The 20051-nt window shown below is 41.8% G+C and carries 11 protein-coding genes; 2 read left to right on the top strand and 9 right to left on the bottom strand.

Annotated elements, in window-relative coordinates; all coding sequences use genetic code 11:
- Positions 1-2 precede the first annotated feature (2 nt).
- From DXZ23_RS07795 to DXZ23_RS07775, 5 genes are all read right to left on the bottom strand, one after another.
- Positions 3-8777 (bottom strand): YadA-like family protein, encoded by an 8775-nt coding sequence (locus tag DXZ23_RS07795; RefSeq protein ID WP_021724150.1) that lies wholly within the window; start codon positions 8775-8777, stop codon positions 3-5.
- 53 nt (positions 8778-8830) lie between these two features.
- Positions 8831-10170 (bottom strand): IS3 family transposase gene (locus tag DXZ23_RS07790; RefSeq protein WP_114995487.1). Its coding sequence is split into 2 segments (ribosomal slippage): positions 8831-9720 and positions 9720-10170, totalling 1341 coding nucleotides; the frame shifts between segments, so codons are not numbered across the junction.
- A gap of 54 nt (positions 10171-10224) precedes the next feature.
- Entirely contained in the window at positions 10225-10464 is a 240-nt protein-coding gene (locus DXZ23_RS07785; protein ID WP_017806006.1) for a hypothetical protein, read from the bottom strand.
- A gap of 2 nt (positions 10465-10466) precedes the next feature.
- Positions 10467-11111, bottom strand: a complete 645-nt coding sequence (locus tag DXZ23_RS07780; protein ID WP_017806007.1) for an ESPR domain-containing protein — start codon at positions 11109-11111, stop codon at positions 10467-10469.
- 442 nt (positions 11112-11553) lie between these two features.
- The gene (locus tag DXZ23_RS07775) at positions 11554-13011 is read right to left on the bottom strand and encodes a sucrose-specific PTS transporter subunit IIBC (protein WP_035686802.1); all 1458 of its coding nucleotides are present in this window, start codon (positions 13009-13011) and stop codon (positions 11554-11556) included.
- Between the two features lie 281 nt (positions 13012-13292).
- Between DXZ23_RS07775 and adk the strand changes: the two genes are divergently transcribed.
- Entirely contained in the window at positions 13293-13937 is a 645-nt protein-coding gene (adk, locus tag DXZ23_RS07770) for an adenylate kinase (protein ID WP_017806009.1), read from the top strand.
- 121 nt (positions 13938-14058) lie between these two features.
- On the opposite strand, the gene menH is transcribed toward adk, so the two are convergent.
- Genes menH through DXZ23_RS07755 form a run of 3 tightly spaced genes read right to left on the bottom strand, consistent with a single transcriptional unit; the run spans position 14059 to position 17814 of the window.
- On the bottom strand, positions 14059-14799 hold the full coding sequence (gene menH / locus DXZ23_RS07765; protein WP_026138511.1) for a 2-succinyl-6-hydroxy-2,4-cyclohexadiene-1-carboxylate synthase: 741 nt from the start codon (positions 14797-14799) through the stop codon (positions 14059-14061).
- Positions 14800-14817: 18 nt separating this feature from the next.
- The gene (menD, locus tag DXZ23_RS07760) at positions 14818-16524 is read right to left on the bottom strand and encodes a 2-succinyl-5-enolpyruvyl-6-hydroxy-3-cyclohexene-1-carboxylic-acid synthase (protein ID WP_017806011.1); all 1707 of its coding nucleotides are present in this window, start codon (positions 16522-16524) and stop codon (positions 14818-14820) included.
- A gap of 15 nt (positions 16525-16539) precedes the next feature.
- Positions 16540-17814, bottom strand: coding sequence for an isochorismate synthase (locus DXZ23_RS07755; protein WP_017806012.1), 1275 nt, complete (start codon positions 17812-17814; stop codon positions 16540-16542).
- 207 nt (positions 17815-18021) lie between these two features.
- Between DXZ23_RS07755 and DXZ23_RS07750 the strand changes: the two genes are divergently transcribed.
- Positions 18022-19236, top strand: coding sequence for a pyridoxal phosphate-dependent aminotransferase (locus tag DXZ23_RS07750; protein WP_017806013.1), 1215 nt, complete (start codon positions 18022-18024; stop codon positions 19234-19236).
- 68 nt (positions 19237-19304) lie between these two features.
- Here the strand turns inward: DXZ23_RS07750 and fadR are convergent, their stop codons facing one another.
- Entirely contained in the window at positions 19305-20030 is a 726-nt protein-coding gene (gene fadR, locus DXZ23_RS07745; RefSeq protein WP_017806014.1) for a fatty acid metabolism transcriptional regulator FadR, read from the bottom strand.
- Positions 20031-20051: the final 21 nt, after the last annotated feature.

The raw sequence follows: 20051 nt of genomic DNA, 5'->3' as shown, positions 1-20051 counted from the left end.
TCTTACCACTGATACCCAACGCCAATTCCACCAGTAAAGTCGTTTTGCGTATTATGGCTAGCACTTGCTCTAATAATCAAGTTTCCATTATCCGCAATACGAGATACCCCTAAGGCAATAGCAGATTGCCCTTTATGGTAACCCGTGGAAACGGCAACCATACTTTTACCTGGAAGATAAGCTTGAGGTAAATTCGCCATTGCAGCGGAAGAAGCCGCAACACCACTGATGTTTTGAGAAAGATTATTCAGTTGTTGATTGATATTTGATGCAACACCTTTCAACTGACTTACATTCACCGCATCAGTATCGGCAGCTCCAGCAGCTACGTTAGTTAAACGGCGGTATTCTCCCTCTTTACCGAAAGATACCTCACCAATAACCTCACTGCCTTTACCTACAGCTTGCTCGTGTGCATACACAGTGGCAGCTTGTAACGCTTCTAAAGATTGTAAAGCGTGAGCACCACTACCTAATGCAACACTACTTGCATTTGTATCAACACGGGTGTTATTACCAATGGCAATACCTTGTATGTTTGTATCAAGTCCACTATTGAGTACATTAACATAACTGTTGCTTCCCATTACTAAGGCTCCGTTTGATCCTTGTGTAACAGTTATATCATTCCCCATTGCCATAACACCTTGGGTTTTCTCACTTAATGCGGTGATTTTCTCATTAATTGCCTCGCGTTTTTCCATATAATCCGCAAGTGCGGTGTTATATTCCATCATTTTTTCTAAATGATCATTGACTCTGTTTTGATAGTCTTGATCGGATTCCGTTGCACCTTTCTTTTCCAATTTACCTAGACGCGTAGGGCGAGTTAATGCTTTCCGTTCTTCAACTAATTTTGTCAATTCATCTCCTGAACCAAGCGTACTATCATTACCAACTAAGTAACTGCTTGTTGCATTAATAATACTCGGGTCACCGAAAGCCCCTGAGTTATTCCCGAAAACTTCATTACCTGTTCCGACACTAATGCTATCACTACCGTGAACACTGCCTTCAGAACCAATAACAATACTGTTTTCACCTTTAACCACAGAACCGCTACCTATCGCCAAAGAATTTTCTCCTTCAGCACTTGATTGATAGCCGATAGCTGTCGAATACGCACCACTTGCACTGGAGTCTTCTGTATTGCTCGCTTGATTCGTCTGTTGTGTTTTGCCATCATTGGTATGGAAGAACTTAATCCCTTGCTCGTTCATATTGCTAATTGCAGTATATACCGAGTTGGTCAAGTACTCTTTCTGTTCAGAAACATTATAGGTTTTAAGTACAGGTTTACCATCTTGTACAAGAACATCACCACTCGTTTCACCTTCAAAGATGGTACCGTCATCTAATACTTTAGTATCTTTATTAACCTCTTTATTCGCGATATTAATATCACTACTTCCCGTTACAGCTTGAGTAAGTTCTTTTAACTGTGCAATAGTCACAGCATCACCATCATCCTCACCTTTTGCCAAGTTAGTGATCTTATTACCACCGTTATCTAAACCCTTACTAGTCAGTGAAACGGAAGGTGCAACACTACCATCATCTTTTGCTGGAGGTGTAATAGTGATTCCCGCCCCATTTACAGTGGTTGTATTTCCTTCTGCGTCTTTAAATTCAGATGATGTTAGGTTTTCCAGATCTTTAGCTAACTGCACTGTTAAGCTATTATCTGTGGCATTACTTTTCACATTAATATTGCCTGTTGCACTTTCAAAGTCTTTTGCTTTAGCGGCATCAACGCCATCACCTACCACTTTCAGTTGCGTACCTAATGGACGATGAACATTTTCTTCATTGTTACCCACAAAGTCCAATCCAGCTTGAGCAAGTGCTTGTAAATCACCAACCGTTGCCACTTTGTTTAAGTCTGCTCCAGATTTGGTTAATAAACCAGATTGCCCATCGGTTCCTGCAATGGCATTTTTTGCTGCTTCAGCAGTAATCGCTTTTGGATCAGATGGTGAGCCTGAAGTACCATCAGCCCCTTTGCCATCTAAACCTAAACCACTTTTCACATTGCCCATTTGGGTTGGTGTTGTGGTTGAGCCATCTGGATTAACGTTTGATATCACTATATTCGTTGATGGTACAGGTGTTGTATTCGGATTTGGTGTTAATGCTCCCGTTGTAGGATCTTTCGTTAAATCTCCCGCTTTATAATAAGCTGATGAACCATCTGGCGTCGTGATCTTCACTAAACGTTCACCTTGTTCATTGGTATAAACCGTATTACCCGCAGTTCCATCACGCAATGCTTGGATTTTATCTAACACAGAAGTTCCATTTAAACCATCAGCACCGCTTGGGCCAGTAGCACCATCAATTGGTAAAGTATTCGGTGTGCTTACACCCAATTTATCCGCAAGATCTTTTAATGCCCCTTCTGTAGCTGCATTATTACGGTTATCGCCTGTACCATAATCACTACTCAATGGGCCATTACCGTCTTGTCCCACTAGAGTGCGATCAGCCAAGTTTGAAATAGTGCCATCTTTACCATTAACACTGATACCTTTTGAGCCGTCTTCTTTAGTAAAATTCAAACTATCTTTACTCAGTGAAGACTTAGCCCCATCAGGATTTGTCGCATCACTAAAGGTCAGAGATTCTGGCTTAAGTTCCGCCTTATTTTCTCCATTCGTAAGCGTTGTGCCGCCTAAACCATAGCTCGCACTTTGTCCTGCTTTGTCATCAGAGCCTGTAATTGTCATTCCCGCAGAATTAAAGGTAGCACTTTGCCCATCTTTCGTTTCCGTTGTAATAGAAGAAATATTTGAAATCTCTTTCGCCAATTTCACTATTAACGCATTGTTATCAGGATCAGTAACCACACCAATATTATCATCGGTTAATTTCGCTGGATCAGTTACCCCACCTTTCACATCCAGTTGTTCACCTAATTTGCGAGAAACCTTCTCACCACTGTCGCCACCAAAAGATAAGCCTTTATCAGTCAATTCAGTTTCTAACGCGGCGGTAACCTCTGCAAGATCTTCCACATTCACAACACTAGAACCTTTATCTTTTGCCGCTTCTTTAAGGTGATCTAACATTGTTTTATCTTGTGTTTCTGTTGCAGGTTTAATCGCACTTTTCACACCAGATAAGGTTTTATTATTTAATGCGAGATCATCGTCATTAAAGGTTAATTGTGCCTTTTGATCTTCTGGGTTTGTCGATGTTTTATCTGTTACTGAATCTTTGACGCCACCGCCGATACTCGTGATATTCGTCAGCACCTTGCTTAACTGAATCACTAATTTGTTATTCGTTGGGTCGCCAAAAACATTGATATTTCCGACCGCACTTGCAAAATTAGTTGCTGGGCTATCGCCTACAATCTCTAATTTCGTGCCAAGTGGACGGTGAACAACCGCATCAGTATTATTTCCATTAAAATCCAATCCTGCTTGAGCCAAGGCTTGTAAGTCGCCAACAGTAGCCACTTTGTTTAAGTCAGCTCCAGATTTGGTTAATAAACCAGATTGCCCATCGGCTCCTGCAATGGCATTTTTTGCTGCTTCAGCAGTAATCGCTTTTGGATCTGCTGCATTAGCATCTTGACCATTATTGCCAGCTGATCCATCCAACCCTAAGCCACTTTTCACATTCCCCATTTGAATTGGGTTTGCTGTGCTACCATCTGGATTCACTGCTGTTGAAACAATGCTATCTTTAGCAACTTCTTTTGGCGTATCTGTATCAGCTAAAGCGGTAGCTGAAGAACCATCTTTCGCAATAGGATTGCCATCTTTAAATGTTGTGCCTTCTGGATACCATTTACCATCAGTCCCTTGCACTTTATTACCCACTTGTTCAGCAGGATAATACTTACCATCAGAACCTTTTACTAAGCGGTTACCATTTGGATCGGTATAAACCACATTGCCTGCCAGACCATCACGCAAGGCATTGGCTTTTTCGGTTAATGTTTTGCCGTCTAAGCCATCTTTTCCTGCTGGGCTTTCCGTTGGAGATACTTCTGGTGTATCCGATAAACCTAATTGATTTTTCAGTTCATCTAATTGGGCTTTATTAATTGCAGAATTCTCTGTTGTTCCCGCTGCAACACCTTTCAATTCAACTGGCATTGTTGATGAACCATCATCACTTGGTTTGCTAAAGGTTAAAGAAGAACCGTCTTCGCTAGGTGCTAAGCTAATTGGTGTTCCATCATTTGTTGCTAGTTTCACACCCTCAAAAGTTGGGGTTTTCAACATTTCAATGCGTAATGTGCGACCATCATTATGGGTAATTAGATTATCCGCACTGTAGTTAGCTTTATTACTATCATCATAAGTAGTGTTAGATTTCCCTTCAATTTTCAAGGTTGAACCTAAAGTTTTGTGGATTGCCTTCCCTTCAGCTTCATTGCCTAAGAAATCAATACCCGCTTGAGCAAGGGCTTGTAAATCGCCAACGGTTGCCACTTTGTTGAGGTTATTAGCCCCTTCCATTGCCAATAATCCCGGATTACCATTTTTACCATTTTTACCATTTAACGCCTCTTTCGCTTTTTCAGCCGTAATGGCTTTTGGAGCAGATGGTGAACCAGAAGTACCATCAGCCCCTGTGCCATCTAAGCCTAAACCACTTTTCACATTGCCCATTTGAACTGGAGAGGTGGTTGAACCATCAGGATTTACCGTAGTTGCAATTAAATTTTCTGTTGGAACAGCCGCAACAGGTTGCCCTTGTTTATCTACAGGCTGTCCTTGATCATTAAATTGCGTACCCGCTGGATAATATTTGCCATCATCCCCTTTCACTAAACGGTTACCATCTGGATCGGTATAAACCACATTGCCCGCTGTACCGTCACGAAGTGCATCGACTTTTTCAGCTAAGGTTTTTCCATTTAAACCATCAGCTCCCGCAGTACCTGTTTTATCCTCAGGCACAGGCGTACCAATTTGTGAAGCAAGTTCATCAAGTTGCCCTTTCGTTACAGCTGAATCTGCTGTTTCACCTGCTTTTAAGCCATCAAGGACTACTTTGTTATCCGCAGGATTATCTAACGGTGAACCATCTGCTTTGGTTTTTGCTAAAGTCAATTTTCCGTTATCCGCATCAGGTGTTAATGTAATTTTTTCACCTGCAGAAGAGCCTAACTGAACGCTCTCAAAGTTAGGGTTTTTCAGCATTTCAATGCGTAACTTGCCGTTATCACTATGAGTGATCAAATTATCTGCACTATACTTATCTTTATTCGTATCGCTATATTTCTCTCCAGATTTCCCTTCAATACTTAACGTTGAACCTAAGGTTTTGTGGATCGCTTTATTTGTATCCTCATTACCTAAGAAATCAATACCCGCTTGAGCAAGGGCTTGTAAGTCGCCAACGGTTGCCACTTTGTTAAGGTTATTAGCCCCTTCCATTGCCAATAATCCTGGATTACCATCTTTACCATTTAACGCCTCTTTCGCTTTTTCAGCCGTAATGGCTTTTGGATCAGATGGTGAACCAGAAGTACCATCAGCCCCTGTGCCATCTAAACCTAAACCACTTTTCACATTGCCCATTTGGGTTGGTGTTGTGGTTGAGCCATCTGGGTTTACTGTGGTTGTAACAATTTGATCTTTTGCCACTGGTTGAACAGTTTTATCCGTTGGCAAACCATCAGCACCAAGTGCGGTGTCTTTTGGATAATAATTTCCATCTGCCCCTTTTACTAAACGGTTACCCGCTGGATCGGTATAAACCACATTGCCTGCCGTGCCATCACGCAAGGCGTTAATTTGCTCTGTTAGGCTTTTGCCATTTAATCCATCAGCCCCTGCAGGCGAAGTTTGTGCATTCGGTGCGTCAGCTGGAGCAGTACCAATTTTGTTATTAATGGTTTGTAAACTTTCATTCACATTGGTAGGGAGATTATCTAATTTCCCTTTTAAATCGCTATCTAAATCAATGGTTAAGGTTTGTCCTTCTGCTTTTGTTGTAACATAACCTGAAGTACCATTCACGGCAAGTGCTTGGTTTTTCAAATCAACACTTGGTGCATTTGGATCTTTAAGATTTTCTGGAACATTCATATCCCCAGTAAACTTCAAGCTTGAGCTTAAACCAGAGATTTGCGTATTAGTATAAGTTTTCGCTTCAGTAACTGCTGCCTCTTTCGCTGTAGTAATATCACTTGTCCAATCTTTCGCTTGGAACAGCACTTCACCATTATCATTCGCTGTAATGGTTAATTTATCATCTGGCGATTTAAAGTTCAGCCCTTGCGATAAAGAAACTGTTTTCGCAGGACTCGCTGTTGATGTACCATTTGTTGAGGTGTAACTTAGATTCACATTCGCAGCAAGTTTATCGGGATCAACGGCATTATTCACTACAGTGGCAAGGTTTCCGGCAGTGACTAATTTATTTTCATCGCCCGCCGTTGGTGTCGTAATTGTCCCTGTTGTGCTGTCATTTGCTAATGTCGTCGTGTTTACACTAAAACGCACGGTGGCAGGTTTGTCTGCGGTTTTTGCAGTAACTGTTGCTGTGGTGTTGGTGCCATTAACAAAATCCACCGCTTCGGTTGCACCAATATCCTCCACTTCAGAGCCATTGCCTTTCAACTTCCAACCTGTGTTCACTGCGGTAGTAAGTTGATTAACTGCATCGCTAATTGATGTAGGTGCGGTGTTATTTCCGTTAATTTTTGTGGTTGGGTTAGTATCACCAAGTAAATTTTTAATATTGGTAATATCTCCTGCCGCACTTGTAGAAGAGTTTTCTAATTGGGTCAATTTATCGGTAATTGCCGAATCCAAACCAATCTTTAGCCCATCCACTGTTGCATTTGTTTTAATTTGATCTTGAGTGCCTAATACTTTAAGAGTTTGAGTTTTTAGATCAACTTTTGTATTGTTTGCATTTGATTCAGATGCTTCTACTTGTTTATTATTATCCCCTCTGAATGCCAAAGAAGAACTTAAGCTACTGGTAGCTTTATTAATAGCTGTTGCGATGTTTTCAGCAGACACCAATTTATTTTTATTTTCGTCTGTTACGGAAACAACACCTGTGTCGTCATCATTGGTTAGGTTTGTGGTTTGCACATCAAACTTCACCGTTGCCACATCGCTATCAGTTGGCATTTCCACACTTGCAGTAGTTAGGTTACCATTGGCAAAGTTCACTTTTTTACCTGCACCAATATCCCCTTTCTTATTGCCGACTTGTTGAATTTCCCAACCAGAATTTACCGCATTTGTAATTTGGTTGATGGCTTGCGTAATCGTAGTTGGTGTGGTGTTGCCATTAACGGTTGTTAATGCTGTGTCACCTAATTTATTCGTAATATTTTGAATATCTTGTGTGGCATTAGTCGGTAAATTATTTAATTTATTCTTTAATGATTCAGCAAGATCAATGGTTAGTTCTGTACCACTTGCTGAAGTTGTTACAAAATTTTCTTTTCCCTTAATTTTTAAGGTTTCCGTTTTTAAATTAACCTGAGGCTCATCTGTTTTAGTGTCACCCTCAAATTTTAATGTTGAACTAAGGTTATTAATTTTGTTAGTGGTAAAACTATTTGCTTCATTTATTGCTGCTGTTTTTGCTGCCTCAATATCGCCAGCTAAATTTGTCGTGCCAGCAAGTTGTTTAATGCCTGCTTCATCTAGGCTAAGTTCAAAGGTTTTCTTTTTCGTTGCGTTATCTGTTGATGGAGAAACAGTCAAGGCTTGTGAAGAGCTTGTTACATCCACTAACCCTGTAATGACATTTTTACCTTCATCAGTAAGATTACTTAACGCAGTATCAGCTTTACCTGATGAAAGCTGATTTACCGTATTTTGGATATTGGTTACATCGCCTTGGGTTGTTGCAAGATCATTTTTTGTCGTTGCAAGATCGCTCTTCGTCGTAGCTAAATCCCCTTCAATGGTGGTTACTTTGGTTTCCATTGGGGCAACTTTAGCTAAAGTATCTTTAGTTGTTTGATCAAGGGAAATTTGCACATCAGAGCCTGAAGCTGTGGTGGTAATGCCCCCATCATCTGCCCCCTTAATACCAAAACTAGAATTAGTTTGACGATTTTGTGCTGTCGTTGTACCACTATTGCCTGCTAGAGTTACTGTACTATCTGCAATTTTCTGGATTGCTCCGTGTACGGTATCTTGCCCTGTGTTTCCAATATTAGAAAAACTCAACTGACCTAATGTATCGCCATTTGTATTAACAACTGCCGCATTACCACCTAAATTGCTAACAAGCGTTGTAGCTAAATTGCCTAAAGCAAGGTTTGTACGATAAAGTTGTGAACCGTTGATCGCGTCTAAAGAAGTTGCACTGATTTGTCCAGCTGCAACGTGTTGTAAGGTTCTGCCCCCTGCTGGTCCAATGCTAAACACACTTGTTGGATTTCCTGTGAAACCACCATAAGTTAAACCGCCAATAGTTGCAGAATCATAAAAACTTGTCCCACGCGTTTCACCGTTGGTTGCAATGGTGGATTGATGACCGATAACAACCGAACTGTTATTGCCAGATGCTAAAGTGATTTCATTACCTAGTACAAGAGCATTCTGTGATTGATTTGAAGATCCATTACCTAACACAATAGCATTTTCTGTATTTGCTTTTGCTTGTTGACCAATTGCAATCGCCCTTTCTTCCCAAGCTTTAGCTTGATAACCTTGGGCAATGGTATAATTTGTTCTTGCAATTGATTCAGTGCCTAAAGCAAGAGCAGCTGTATTATTCGCAATGGTTTTTACCCCAACAGAAACTGCCCTATCACCAAAAGCAAGTGCTGTTGAACCCAACGCTGTTGTTTCCTCCGATGTCTGAGAAGTTGATCTGCCCCCAAAAAGTTAGACTATATTCTAATTTCATTCAAGGACTGAGTTCTGTATTCCACAGGGCTTAGTCCTTTGAGCTTCACTTGAATACGCTCATTGTTGTAGTAATGAATGTACTCGTGAATCACTTTTTCAAGCTGTTCAAAGGTTTCAAACCGCTTGCCAAAGTAACATTCCGTCTTCAATCGCCCGAAAAAGCTTTCCATCGCACCATTATCAAGGCAATTACCTTTTCTCGACATACTTTGCGTAATACCGTGTTTTTTCAATATCTCCCGATAACCCATCATTTGATACTGCCATCCTTGGTCGGAATGCAGTATCGGTTTTTCCCCCGCTAATCGGTTCACCGCCTGGGTCAACATTCTGGTTATCTGCTCAAAATTCGGACTTCTCGCCACATCATAAGCAATAATTTCGTTATTAAACAAGTCTTTAATCGGCGATAAATACACTTTGCCTTCCGCACATTTGAACTCGGTGATATCCGTTACCCACTTCTCATTCGGCATCGTTGCCGTAAAATCCCGTTGCAACAGATTATCGGCAATGTGTCCCACTTTGCCTTGGTAAGAACGATATTTTTTCTGCTTACTTTTTCCTTTTAACCCCAAACGTTGCATTATCGCTTGCCCCCTTTTGTGGTTGATAATCAAGTATTTCCTTAATTCCAAGGTAATTCGACGATAACCATAATTTTCGTCATTTTTGCGATAAATTTCCTCTATTTTCTGTGAAATCGCTACATTTTTATCCGACTTTGGCTTGAGATGATAAAAGAACGAACTGCGTGCCAATCCGATTAGCCTGAGTAACAATTCCAACGGGAAACGCGAGCGTAAGGCATTTACGATGACGGCTTTTTCTGCATTTTTTGTTGGTTGAGTTCCTGCAACTTTTTTAGCATTGCATTCTCCGCTTCTAATTCCAAAATTCGGTAACGCAAGCGTTCTTCTTCTGTTTTGGGCGTTGGTGGCATTTTAGGTGAGTTGAGTTTCATACTTGGACGACCTTTAGGTTTGAGTAATAACCCATCTATACCTTGTTTTTCAAAGCGTTGCAACCATTGACTAATTATCCCTGAACTGGGGATATCAAAGTGAAAGCAGGCGGCTTCAGCGGAGCACTGGCCTTTTTTGATAGCTTGAATAACCTTTAATTTAAACTCAACAGAATAACATCGTTTTTTACCTAACACAGCTAATCCATTGATTCCATTATGATTAAATTTCGCAATCCAACGTGCTAACGTGCTTTGGGGAAGCTGAAAATACTGGCGAGTAAGCGAACGGTTTTTTCCATTTTGATGATAAAAGTCGAGCACTTGTTGTTTGAAACGTTGAGTATATTTAGTCATAAAAAATCTGCACCTTAATCAGTTGGTTATTTAGTCCAACTTTTGGGGTGCAGATCAAGTTAATGCATTATTCTTATTTTTAACAAACATAGATTTTGGAATAGCATTAGGGACATTATCGGTTAGATCAGTCCACGAACTAGAGTCAATATTATTAAAATTAGCCAAATTAATAATATGTGTACCTACAGCATGAGCTGAAGAGCCGACGGCAACAGAATTAATTCCGCTACTTTTTGACTCATTTCCCACCGCTAAAGCATTATTGGCAATAGCCTGAGAACGGGTCCCCAAACTTACTGCATTATTACCACTTGCAATATTTTCATACCTACAGAAACAGACTGTAATCCAAAAGATAGAGCTTTAAAGCCTAGAGCCACATTATCTCCGCCACCCCCTCCACGACTTACGACACGTCTACCGTTAGTTAAAACCCAATATTGCCCATTAGTTACTAAATCATCAAAACTATTCCCTAATACAAAATTAGGTCCTAACACTTGCGAGCCATTCGCCTGAGAATATGTACCATATACTGTATCACCGGTGTTATACGCTCTAGCGTAACTCCCCACAACAGTTGCATTATTTCCCTTTAAATGACCAGTTCCATCTACCCCTAATTTAGCTTCATTCCCAATAGCAATCGCATTAGTAGCATTATCGATTACAGTAGCTCTAGGTGTGTCTCCACCACTTGTTCTACTCGCTCGAATAATCATACCGTTATTATTAGTAGGCTCAGTACTCCCAGAAGAAGCCGTTGCAATACCATCATTAGCGATGAGTTCTTGTGGAAATACAAATGCTAAAGCCAGCAGAACGGCTTTAGATTTTAAACTTTTTGAGTTTGTTTTCCCCTTCCCCTTTGCTAACTCCGAAACCACTTTAAATAAGCCTAAAATCGGGTCAAAAATAATTTTATAAACTTTGTTCATTGCAATGCCTCATAAATTCCTAATTGCGATTCTTTAAACAAAAAAGAACACGCGTTTGATTGTGCTTCTTTTTTGCTAGAAATCCGTTTCCTACAAAGAATATTATTAATAAAAAACGAAATTTTATAAAAGCACTAATCAGTACTAACATATCATATGAAAAAATGAGTTAGAGTTTATAGATATAAATGAGGCATAACCATACCTCACTTTAATTAGATCGATAATAATTTGGCTATCAATAAGATAGATGAAAGGAATTTACATACAGAAACAGGCTTACAAATAACATATAGATATAAAAAGCATTTTTTAAATAACTATTTTTGTTTTCGGCTGTAAAATATATTTCCTTGCAGGTTTAACACGATGGTGAATTTCCTATGCCTTCTTAAATATAAAAAAGCAGATCGGGGATCTGCTTTTCTTCGTATTTGCTTTTTTATTTTACTTGAGCTCGTTTGACCAAAATCACAGAAAGGCTGAAAGCAACAACAAAGGAAATCACCATTCCAATGCTGTACATCGCAAGGCTATCTGGTTTGATAGATGGAATCCCCAACAACCCTGCCGCTCCCAACGCTTGTGCTTTTACATTGAAGAAGGCAATAAACGCACTGGATAAACCTGAGCCAATCATTGCGGCTAGGAATGCTTGGCGATAGCGTAAATTCACCCCAAACATTGCGGGTTCGGTGATACCTAATAATGCGGAAATCCCTGAAGGCACGGCTAAGCCACGTACTTTTGGATCTTTCAATGCGAATGCCACACCTAAACAAGCCGCACCCTGTGCGATGTTAGACATTGCGGCGATTGGGAAGATGAATGTACCGCCTGATAATGCCATATTAGAAAGCAGTTGCGTTTCCACCGCGATAAAGGTTTGGTGCATACCTGTAATCACAATTGGAGCATAGAATGTTCCGAAAATACCACCGCCGATAAAGCCAAGTTTATCATATAACCAAGTTAAGCCGATGGTGATCAAATCCCCCGCTTCACGTCCAATAGGCCCAATCACCGTAAATGCTAATAATCCCGCGATAAATAGCGAGAACATTGGGGTGATAAGGTTATCTAAATAAGAAGGGATAAATTTGCGGAAGGTTTTTTCTAAGGTTGCCAATACCCAAGCGGAAATTAAGGTTGGAATCACTGTGCCTTGATAGCCCACTTTTTCAATTTCTAAACCGAAGACATTCCAGTGGGTAATTTTGCCTTGTGCGGCGGTGAGGGCATAATTCCAGCCGTCAGCTAATGCGGGGTGAACCAACAACATTCCCAATGCTGCCCCTAAAAATGGGTTTCCACCAAATTTGCGTGTTGCGGAAAAACCGAGTAGCACAGGAAGGAAAACGAAGGGTGCGTTAGCAATGGTATTAATAAAATCAACCAAATCAGAAAGATTGCTGAAGCGATCCACAACAGAATAACCCGTGATAGGTTGCCCTGAATCGCGTAAGGCTTGTGGCACGTCCCAGAAAAACCCTTGAGCCGTGAGCATACTGTGAATACCCATTAACAAACCGCCTGCCACAATCGCAGGGATAATTGGCACAAAAATATCTGCCAAGCCTTTCACCAAACGCATTAGTAGCCCTTGATTGTCCGCCGAGGCTTGTGCCACTTCGTTTTTGGTCATATCGCCGATGTTGAGCTGTTTTGCCATTTCATCGTGAACTTTATTTACCGTTCCCGAACCAAAAATAATTTGATATTGCCCAGACACCGAGAATTGACCTTTCACCCCGTCAATATTTTCAATGCCTTGTTTGTCAATTTTGTTTTCATCTTTCACGACAATGCGTAAACGCGTCGCACAATGGGCTAAAGCATTAATATTGTCTTTGCCGCCCAGTTTTTCAATCACTTGTTTAGCGATATTGGGGAAATTCATAAGATTGTCCTCTTAATTGCGATTAATAAAATGAACGAATTCTAACTAAAACGATTAAGCGTGGCTAGTCTGAAAGCGAAAAAATTTCACTGCGAGATCAAACTACACTTATTTAACCACTAAAAAACGACACGCTCTAATCCTCCCAAAAACATACAAAAAAATCACCGCACTTTTTCGTTATTATTTTGAGTAAAATTGATCCATATCGTTATGCGAGTATTGAGTTTTTGGGGCAATAAAGGTATGGTATTGCCACATTTTTGATTAATGAGGTGATTATGAAAATTATTCTTCTAGGTGCACCAGGTGCTGGAAAAGGCACACAAGCACAATTTATTATGAACAAATTTGGCATTCCGCAAATTTCAACGGGCGATATGTTGCGTGCGGCGATCAAAGCGGGAACAGAATTAGGCAAACAAGCTAAAACCCTAATGGACGCGGGGCAACTTGTGCCAGATGATCTCATTATTTCGTTGGTGAAAGAGCGAGTCGCACAAGCAGATTGCGAGAAAGGTTTTTTATTAGACGGCTTTCCGCGTACCATTCCGCAAGCAGATGCCTTGAAAAATGCGGGGATCAGCATTGATTATGTCTTAGAATTTGATGTGCCTGATGAAGTGATTGTTGAGCGAATGGGCGGCCGCCGTGTACATCAAGCCTCTGGACGCACTTATCACATTATTTACAACCCACCAAAAGTGGAAGGCAAAGACGATGTAACGGGCGAAGAATTGATTATTCGAGCTGATGATAAACCTGAAACCGTGTTAGATCGTTTGAAAGTGTATCACAACACCACAAAACCACTAGTGGATTACTACCAAGCAGAAGCCGCCGCGGGCAACACACAATATTTCCGCCTCGACGGCACGCAAAAAGTGGAAGCAGTGAGTGCCGAGCTAGACAAAATTCTCGCTTAATTTACACCGCACTTTTGTGATAAAAAATCTAAATACCCGCTGGCTATACAGCGGGTATTTTTATATTCTTTTGAATTATACTGCATGATCTCGTGAAGCCCTGAATTACAGGGCTTTATTATTAAACGGCTATACTATTCATTAACAACACTAACTTTTCTGCAAACGCTTGGGGATTTTCGAGGTGGGCATTATGTCCTGCGTTGGGGATTAGGTGATAATTGAGCAGGTTTTCTTCAGCCATTCGGCGGAATTTGTTATCTTTTTCACCGCACAGATAAAAAATGGGTAGAGAATTTGACCGCACTTTTGGGCGGAAATCAGGTTGCTTGGCGAGGCTGGTGGCTTTGAGCATTTGAGCGATGTTCTCACCACAGTTGGACTGGCGTAGTTGGATCAGGCGTTGCCGTTGTATAGCGGTTAAGTGAGCGAAAACCGGTTGCTGATACCAATCTTCTAACACTTGATGAGGCGGTTGCTGTGCAAAGCGTTCAGCCCAAAGACAATCATTTTGCCAGCGTTGTTGTCGTTCTTGTTCCGTGCATAAGCCTAAATTTGCTCCCTCTAAAATAAGCCCTTGTAAATTTCCTTTTGCAACCTTGGCTTCTAAGCCGTAATAAAGAGCAATCCGTCCGCCGAGTGAATAGCCCACCAAAAAATACGGTTGATTTCCCACCGCACTTTGAATTTGCTCGCTTAACACGCTAGCGGTTTCAGTAAAATTGGTTACGCGAAGCCCTTTATTCTCCCCGTGTAAGGGGAGATCGAGAGCGGTGCAAGTAAAGTGCGGTAAGTTTTTGATGACGTTTTTCCAATCAGCTTTCGTGCCGAGTAAACCGTGCAAGAAAACAAGGTGAGGCATCATTTTTCCGCCTCTGTGTTAAGCACCGATAACCGCGTTGCTAATTTGTTCAATTAGGCGTTTGTAAATGGTGCTGCCGTCCGTGCTGTTCACTTTAATTTCAATTAAGGTGGTTTCGCGGCGGAAGTAGGCTTGTTTGAGAACGGAACTCAAATCTGCCCAAGTGTAAGGGCGGGCATATTTGAGATCAAACATTGCCGCGGCGTGTGAAAGATCAAGATTATGCGGCATTCGATAAAATTTCTCTTTCATTTCCTCATCCACAGGTAGCATATCAAAAATCGCTCCACCATTATTATTGATCACAAACAGAATGGTCGGTTGATTGACCTGTTTGAACAAGGCAAGGGAGTTGAGATCGTAAAGGGCGGAAGTATCGCCTAGCATTGCCACAAGCGGTTGATTTGAGCCAATACTCAAGCCCGCTGCGGTGGCGAATAAGCCATCAATGCCACTTGCACCGCGATTGGTGTAAACAGGGTAACCTTCAGGCAATTTTGTGAGGGCATCGACTAGACGCACAAACAAGCTATTGCCTAAAAAGAGTATGCCGTTACTCGGCAGTAAACGCTCTAAATGGTGTGCAAGTGAAGCCTCATTGAGATTGCCCCCTACTTGCTGTTCTACAAAGCTCGCACAGAATTTGGCGAGAGCGATTGGCTCTAACAGCCAAGGTTTTTGACGCAATGGCGGGTGAGAACGCAACCAATGATAAATTTTGCCGTTAAAGCGAGTGTGGGCGTGATGATGGGGATCGACTGCCTTATCAGAAGGCTCAACGATCCAATATTCCCCTTTGAAGGCTGACATAAATTGATTAATTCGTTTGCTGATAAAATGCGAACCGAATTGCACGACAATGTCCGCCTGCAATAATTTTTGTTGTACAGTTTTGTTCGCCAGCCAAATATCCGCGTAAGGGAGCGTTGGCTCAACGCCTGATTGAATATCGGTGAGCATAATCCAGCCTTGCGTTTCCGCCCAAGCACGAATGCCCATTGCTTGCTCCAGAGGGAGCTTGCCGACCAAAATAATTCCGCGTTGGGTTCGCCAGTGATCCCAATTTTCGTGCATTACCACTTCTTTTTGTGGTTTTTGGTAGTTGTTCCAGCTTTTATGTTGATTAAACCAAGTTTGCAATGGAGCAAGCCAAGGGTGATGCTCAATCGCGTCCTCATTGGCTTCATACATCGGTTCAGCAAATGGCACATTGATATGCACCACGCCCGCTTGATTTCGTTGGCGATAACAAGCCTGTTCCAACGTGGAAATCAACCAATTCGGGGCATAATCTTGGCTTGGTCGAGGCAGATTGATACTCGCCACTGGGTAGTCAGCGAAAATATGTTGTTGCAAAATGGCTTGATTTGCTCCGCATTCAAGTAACTCAGGCGGGCGATCCGCACTCAGCACGATTAAATTCCCCCCACTTTGGCGGGCTTCGATCACCGCAGGATAAAGGTTCGCCACTGCTGTTCCTGAGGTTACGATAATCGCCACTGTTTTTTTGCTCGCCTTGGCTAAGCCTAAAGCGAGAAAGCCTAAACCGCGTTCATCAAAATGCGTATGGCATTTTGCTCGTCCCCCTTGTTCAAGGCGTGCTGCCTCTAAGGTGAGCGGGGTGGAGCGTGAACCAGGAGCAATACAAAAATGGCTAACGCCTTGCCGCACAAGTGTTTCTAAGATCACTTTTGACCAACAACGATTAAATACACTCACTGACATAGTATTCTCCCTTTCTTATTCTTGTAATAATGAAATTAATCCTAAGGCTTTACGTTCAATTTCTTGCCATTCTAACAAGGGAATTGAGTCTTCAACAATCCCTGCCCCCGCAAAAACGCGAATTTGCTCTCGTTCAATGAATGCGGAGCGAATGGTTACGCAAAATTCTGCCCATTTTTGGCTCATAATGCCAAATGTTCCCGCGTACCAATGGCGATCAAAGGTTTCCGTTTGGCGTAAAAAGGCTAGGGCTTCATCTCGCCTAAAACCTGCCACCGCGGCGGTGGGGTGAATGGCGGCTAACAAGGTGCTATCGCCGTATTCGGGCTGAAGTTGCACGCAGATTTGCCGTCTTAAATGTTGCACTTGTCGCAGCGGCTTCAAGCCTAATTCAGCAATCTGAATTTGCTGGCTATAAGGGGCTAAATGCTGCTGAATATCCTCGACCACTAATTGATTTTCGTAGATATTTTTTTCATCTTGCAATAGCCAGTTAGCGTGCTGTTGGGTTTCCTGCTTCGTTTCCCCCACTAACGCCGTGCCAGCTAACGCCTCCGTTTGGAGTGTATGGTCAATGCGTTGATATAATCGCTCTGGGCTTGAGCCAATGAAAACACGATCCGCATTTTCGGCAAATAAAAAATGGTAGCAACCCACATTATAGCGTTCACTTTCCGCCAAAAAATCCTTCGCATCAATCGCCCCTTCAGATTGGAACAAAGTTTCATTGGCGAGAACGATTTTATTCAGCCGCCCTTGCTGAATTTGGTCTAATGCCTTTTCCACCCAATCACACCACTCGGCTTGTTCCGCCCATTTTTTGACAAAATGAATGGATTGGCGAATCGGCAAAAGTGCGGTGTGTTTTTCAAAGGTTTTTAATGCCACAGCACAGGCTTCATATTCTTGTGCGAAAGGCTGGTTATTATCTATAAATAGTTGAATTTTTAGCTTGTTTTCTTGTTGTAAGAGCAAAAGACGTGGCAAGATAAACTGGCATTCGCCATAAAACTGCACGCCACCCACGAGCGGATAAGTGGTTTGTTGAATGAACGCTTGTACCAAATCTAGGCTCAAAAATGACCGCACTTTTCCAATCGTCGCGAAGGTGGTGGGGCTGTCGCGAAAATGCAAATAACATTGTGGATAGATGGTTTGCCCTTTTAACCAGCTTAATAAATTCAGATCCATTTCTGCCACATATTCCACGCAGGCAATGCTCTGCTGAGTGGCAGAAGCGTTGTAAAGCTGATCCATAAACCATTGTTTTATTGATTGCAAATTATCCATTGAAAAAGCGTTGTCTTTGCCAGAAAAATAAGTTAAAAATAGGGGCTAATTCTACCGCACTTTCAGAGATTTTTTTACAAAATCTTTCCATCTTTGCAAAATAAGCGTAAAGTGCGGGGAAAAAAGCCAATTTTTTTGAAATCGAATGGTGAAATTTACGCTAAAAGACATTTGCACTATTTCTGTATCGCAACAAGGATTACCACAATGAAACAATTCCCTAAATCAGATAAATTAGAACACGTTTGCTATGATATTCGCGGCCCCGTGCATAAAGAAGCACTTCGCTTGGAGGAAGAGGGGCATAAAATTCTTAAATTGAACATTGGTAATCCCGCACCTTTTGGCTTTGAAGCACCAGATGAAGTGCTGGTGGATATTTTACGCAACTTGCCATCGGCACAGGGTTATTGCGATTCCAAAGGGATTTATTCCGCCCGTAAAGCCATTGTGCAATATTATCAATCTAAGGGTATTAAAGGGGCAACTGTTGATGATGTGTATATTGGCAATGGGGTGTCTGAGCTGATTACTTTGTCGTTACAAGCCTTGCTGAATAATGATGATGAAGTGTTGATCCCAATGCCTGATTATCCCCTATGGACGGCAGCGACTACCCTTGCGGGCGGGAAAGCGGTGCATTATCTTTGTGATGAGCAGGCGGATTGGTTTCCTGATTTGGCAGACATTAAAAGCAAAATCACTTCTCGTACCAAAGCGATTGTGGTGATTAATCCGAATAATCCAACGGGAGCGGTGTATAGTGAAGATTTGTTGAAAGGCATTGTAGAAATTGCGAGAACGCACAACCTCATCATTTTCGCCGATGAAATTTACGACAAGATTTTATACGATGGTGCGGTTCATCACCATATCGCCGCCCTTGCCCCTGATTTACTCACCATTACCTTTAATGGGCTGTCAAAAGCCTACCGCGTTGCGGGTTTTCGTCAAGGTTGGATGATTTTAAATGGTCCAAAACACCACGCCAAAGGCTATATTGAGGGCTTGGATATGCTTGCCTCAATGCGTTTATGTGCCAATCACCCCATGCAACACGCCATTCAAACCGCATTGGGCGGCTATCAAAGCATTAATGAGTTTATTCTCCCAGGCGGGCGTTTGTTAGAACAGCGAAATAAAGCCTTTGAAATGATTAATCAAATTGAGGGGATCAGTTGTGTGAAACCGATGGGGGCGTTGTATATGTTCCCTAAAATTGATGTGAAAAAATTCAATATTTACGATGATGAAAAAATGGTGCTGGATTTATTGCGTCAGGAAAAAGTGCTGTTAGTACACGGACGCGGCTTTAACTGGCACGCCCCCGATCATTTCCGCATTGTAACCTTGCCTTATGTCCATCAACTTGATGATGCACTAACCAAACTCGCACGGTTTTTAGCACATTATCGCCAGTAACGTATGGAAAAACGCCAGTGGAAGCTGGCGTTTTTTTTGAAACCTCTATAATCTCTTCAAATATAGCGTTACTCCCCAAAATCCTCAGGCAAATGATGTAACATTGCTTTCCAAATGCTGCTACTACGCTCGCGGTTTTCGGCTAGGCATTGAATGGCAAGTTCAACATTGCCTTGTTCGCAACTTTGGCGGAGGGTTTGATAAAACTGTAAGGTGAATTGGCGGGATTTTTCTTCGCGAAAAAATAGTGAAGCAACTTGGTAATAAAGATCCTTAAAGCTGTTCAGAATTAAACCGTAAACAGGTTTGTTCGCAATAAAAGTAAATGAGCGGTATAGATGATAGTCAAACTCCGCATAGGCTTGCGGTGTATCTACTAAGTGCGGTAAGTTTTCAAATAGTTTTAATGAAGCAGTTGCATCTGTTTGAATAGCTTCGGGAATATACTGCTCGCCCATTTTTGTTCGCAGGGAAACCACGTTAGTGATAATCACGGGGATTGTGGATTTATCCAGTTGGATCAAAGTGCTAATGATATTAGGGCCAGCCGTTTCCCAAATATTATTCACTCTTGTGGCCTTGCCGTGCTGAATATTTAACCAACCATCGCGAGCTAAACGCTGCAACACTTCGCGAAGCGTGGTTCTTGTTACCCCAATTTTTTCTGCTAGCTCTCGTTCAGCGGGGAGATCTGAACCCGGAGGAAAATGATTATTCCAAATACTTTTTACGATATATTCTTCCGCCAAACCAGCAGGGCTTTGAGCTTTAAGAATAGAATGGTGATTATTCATACTTTTTACTTGTAGATTTTT

Source organism: Avibacterium paragallinarum (assembly GCF_900450705.1).
GTDB lineage: Bacteria > Pseudomonadota > Gammaproteobacteria > Enterobacterales > Pasteurellaceae > Avibacterium > Avibacterium paragallinarum.
Note: the sequence above shows the minus strand (reverse complement) of the source record. Positions and strands in the feature narration are given on the sequence as shown.

What these genes read in the sequence shown, in the direction of transcription:
- DXZ23_RS07775 (WP_035686802.1), bottom strand. Translation starts at nt 13,011, where the DNA reads ATGAATTTCCCCAATATCGCTAAACAAGTGATTGAAAAACTGGGCGGC.
- adk (WP_017806009.1), top strand. Translation starts at nt 13,293, where the DNA reads ATGAAAATTATTCTTCTAGGTGCACCAGGTGCTGGAAAAGGCACACAA.
- menH (WP_026138511.1), bottom strand. Translation starts at nt 14,799, where the DNA reads ATGCCTCACCTTGTTTTCTTGCACGGTTTACTCGGCACGAAAGCTGAT.
- DXZ23_RS07780 (WP_017806007.1), bottom strand. Translation starts at nt 11,111, where the DNA reads ATGAACAAAGTTTATAAAATTATTTTTGACCCGATTTTAGGCTTATTT.
- DXZ23_RS07750 (WP_017806013.1), top strand. Translation starts at nt 18,022, where the DNA reads ATGAAACAATTCCCTAAATCAGATAAATTAGAACACGTTTGCTATGAT.
- menD (WP_017806011.1), bottom strand. Translation starts at nt 16,524, where the DNA reads ATGTCAGTGAGTGTATTTAATCGTTGTTGGTCAAAAGTGATCTTAGAA.
- fadR (WP_017806014.1), bottom strand. Translation starts at nt 20,030, where the DNA reads ATGAATAATCACCATTCTATTCTTAAAGCTCAAAGCCCTGCTGGTTTG.
- DXZ23_RS07755 (WP_017806012.1), bottom strand. Translation starts at nt 17,814, where the DNA reads ATGGATAATTTGCAATCAATAAAACAATGGTTTATGGATCAGCTTTAC.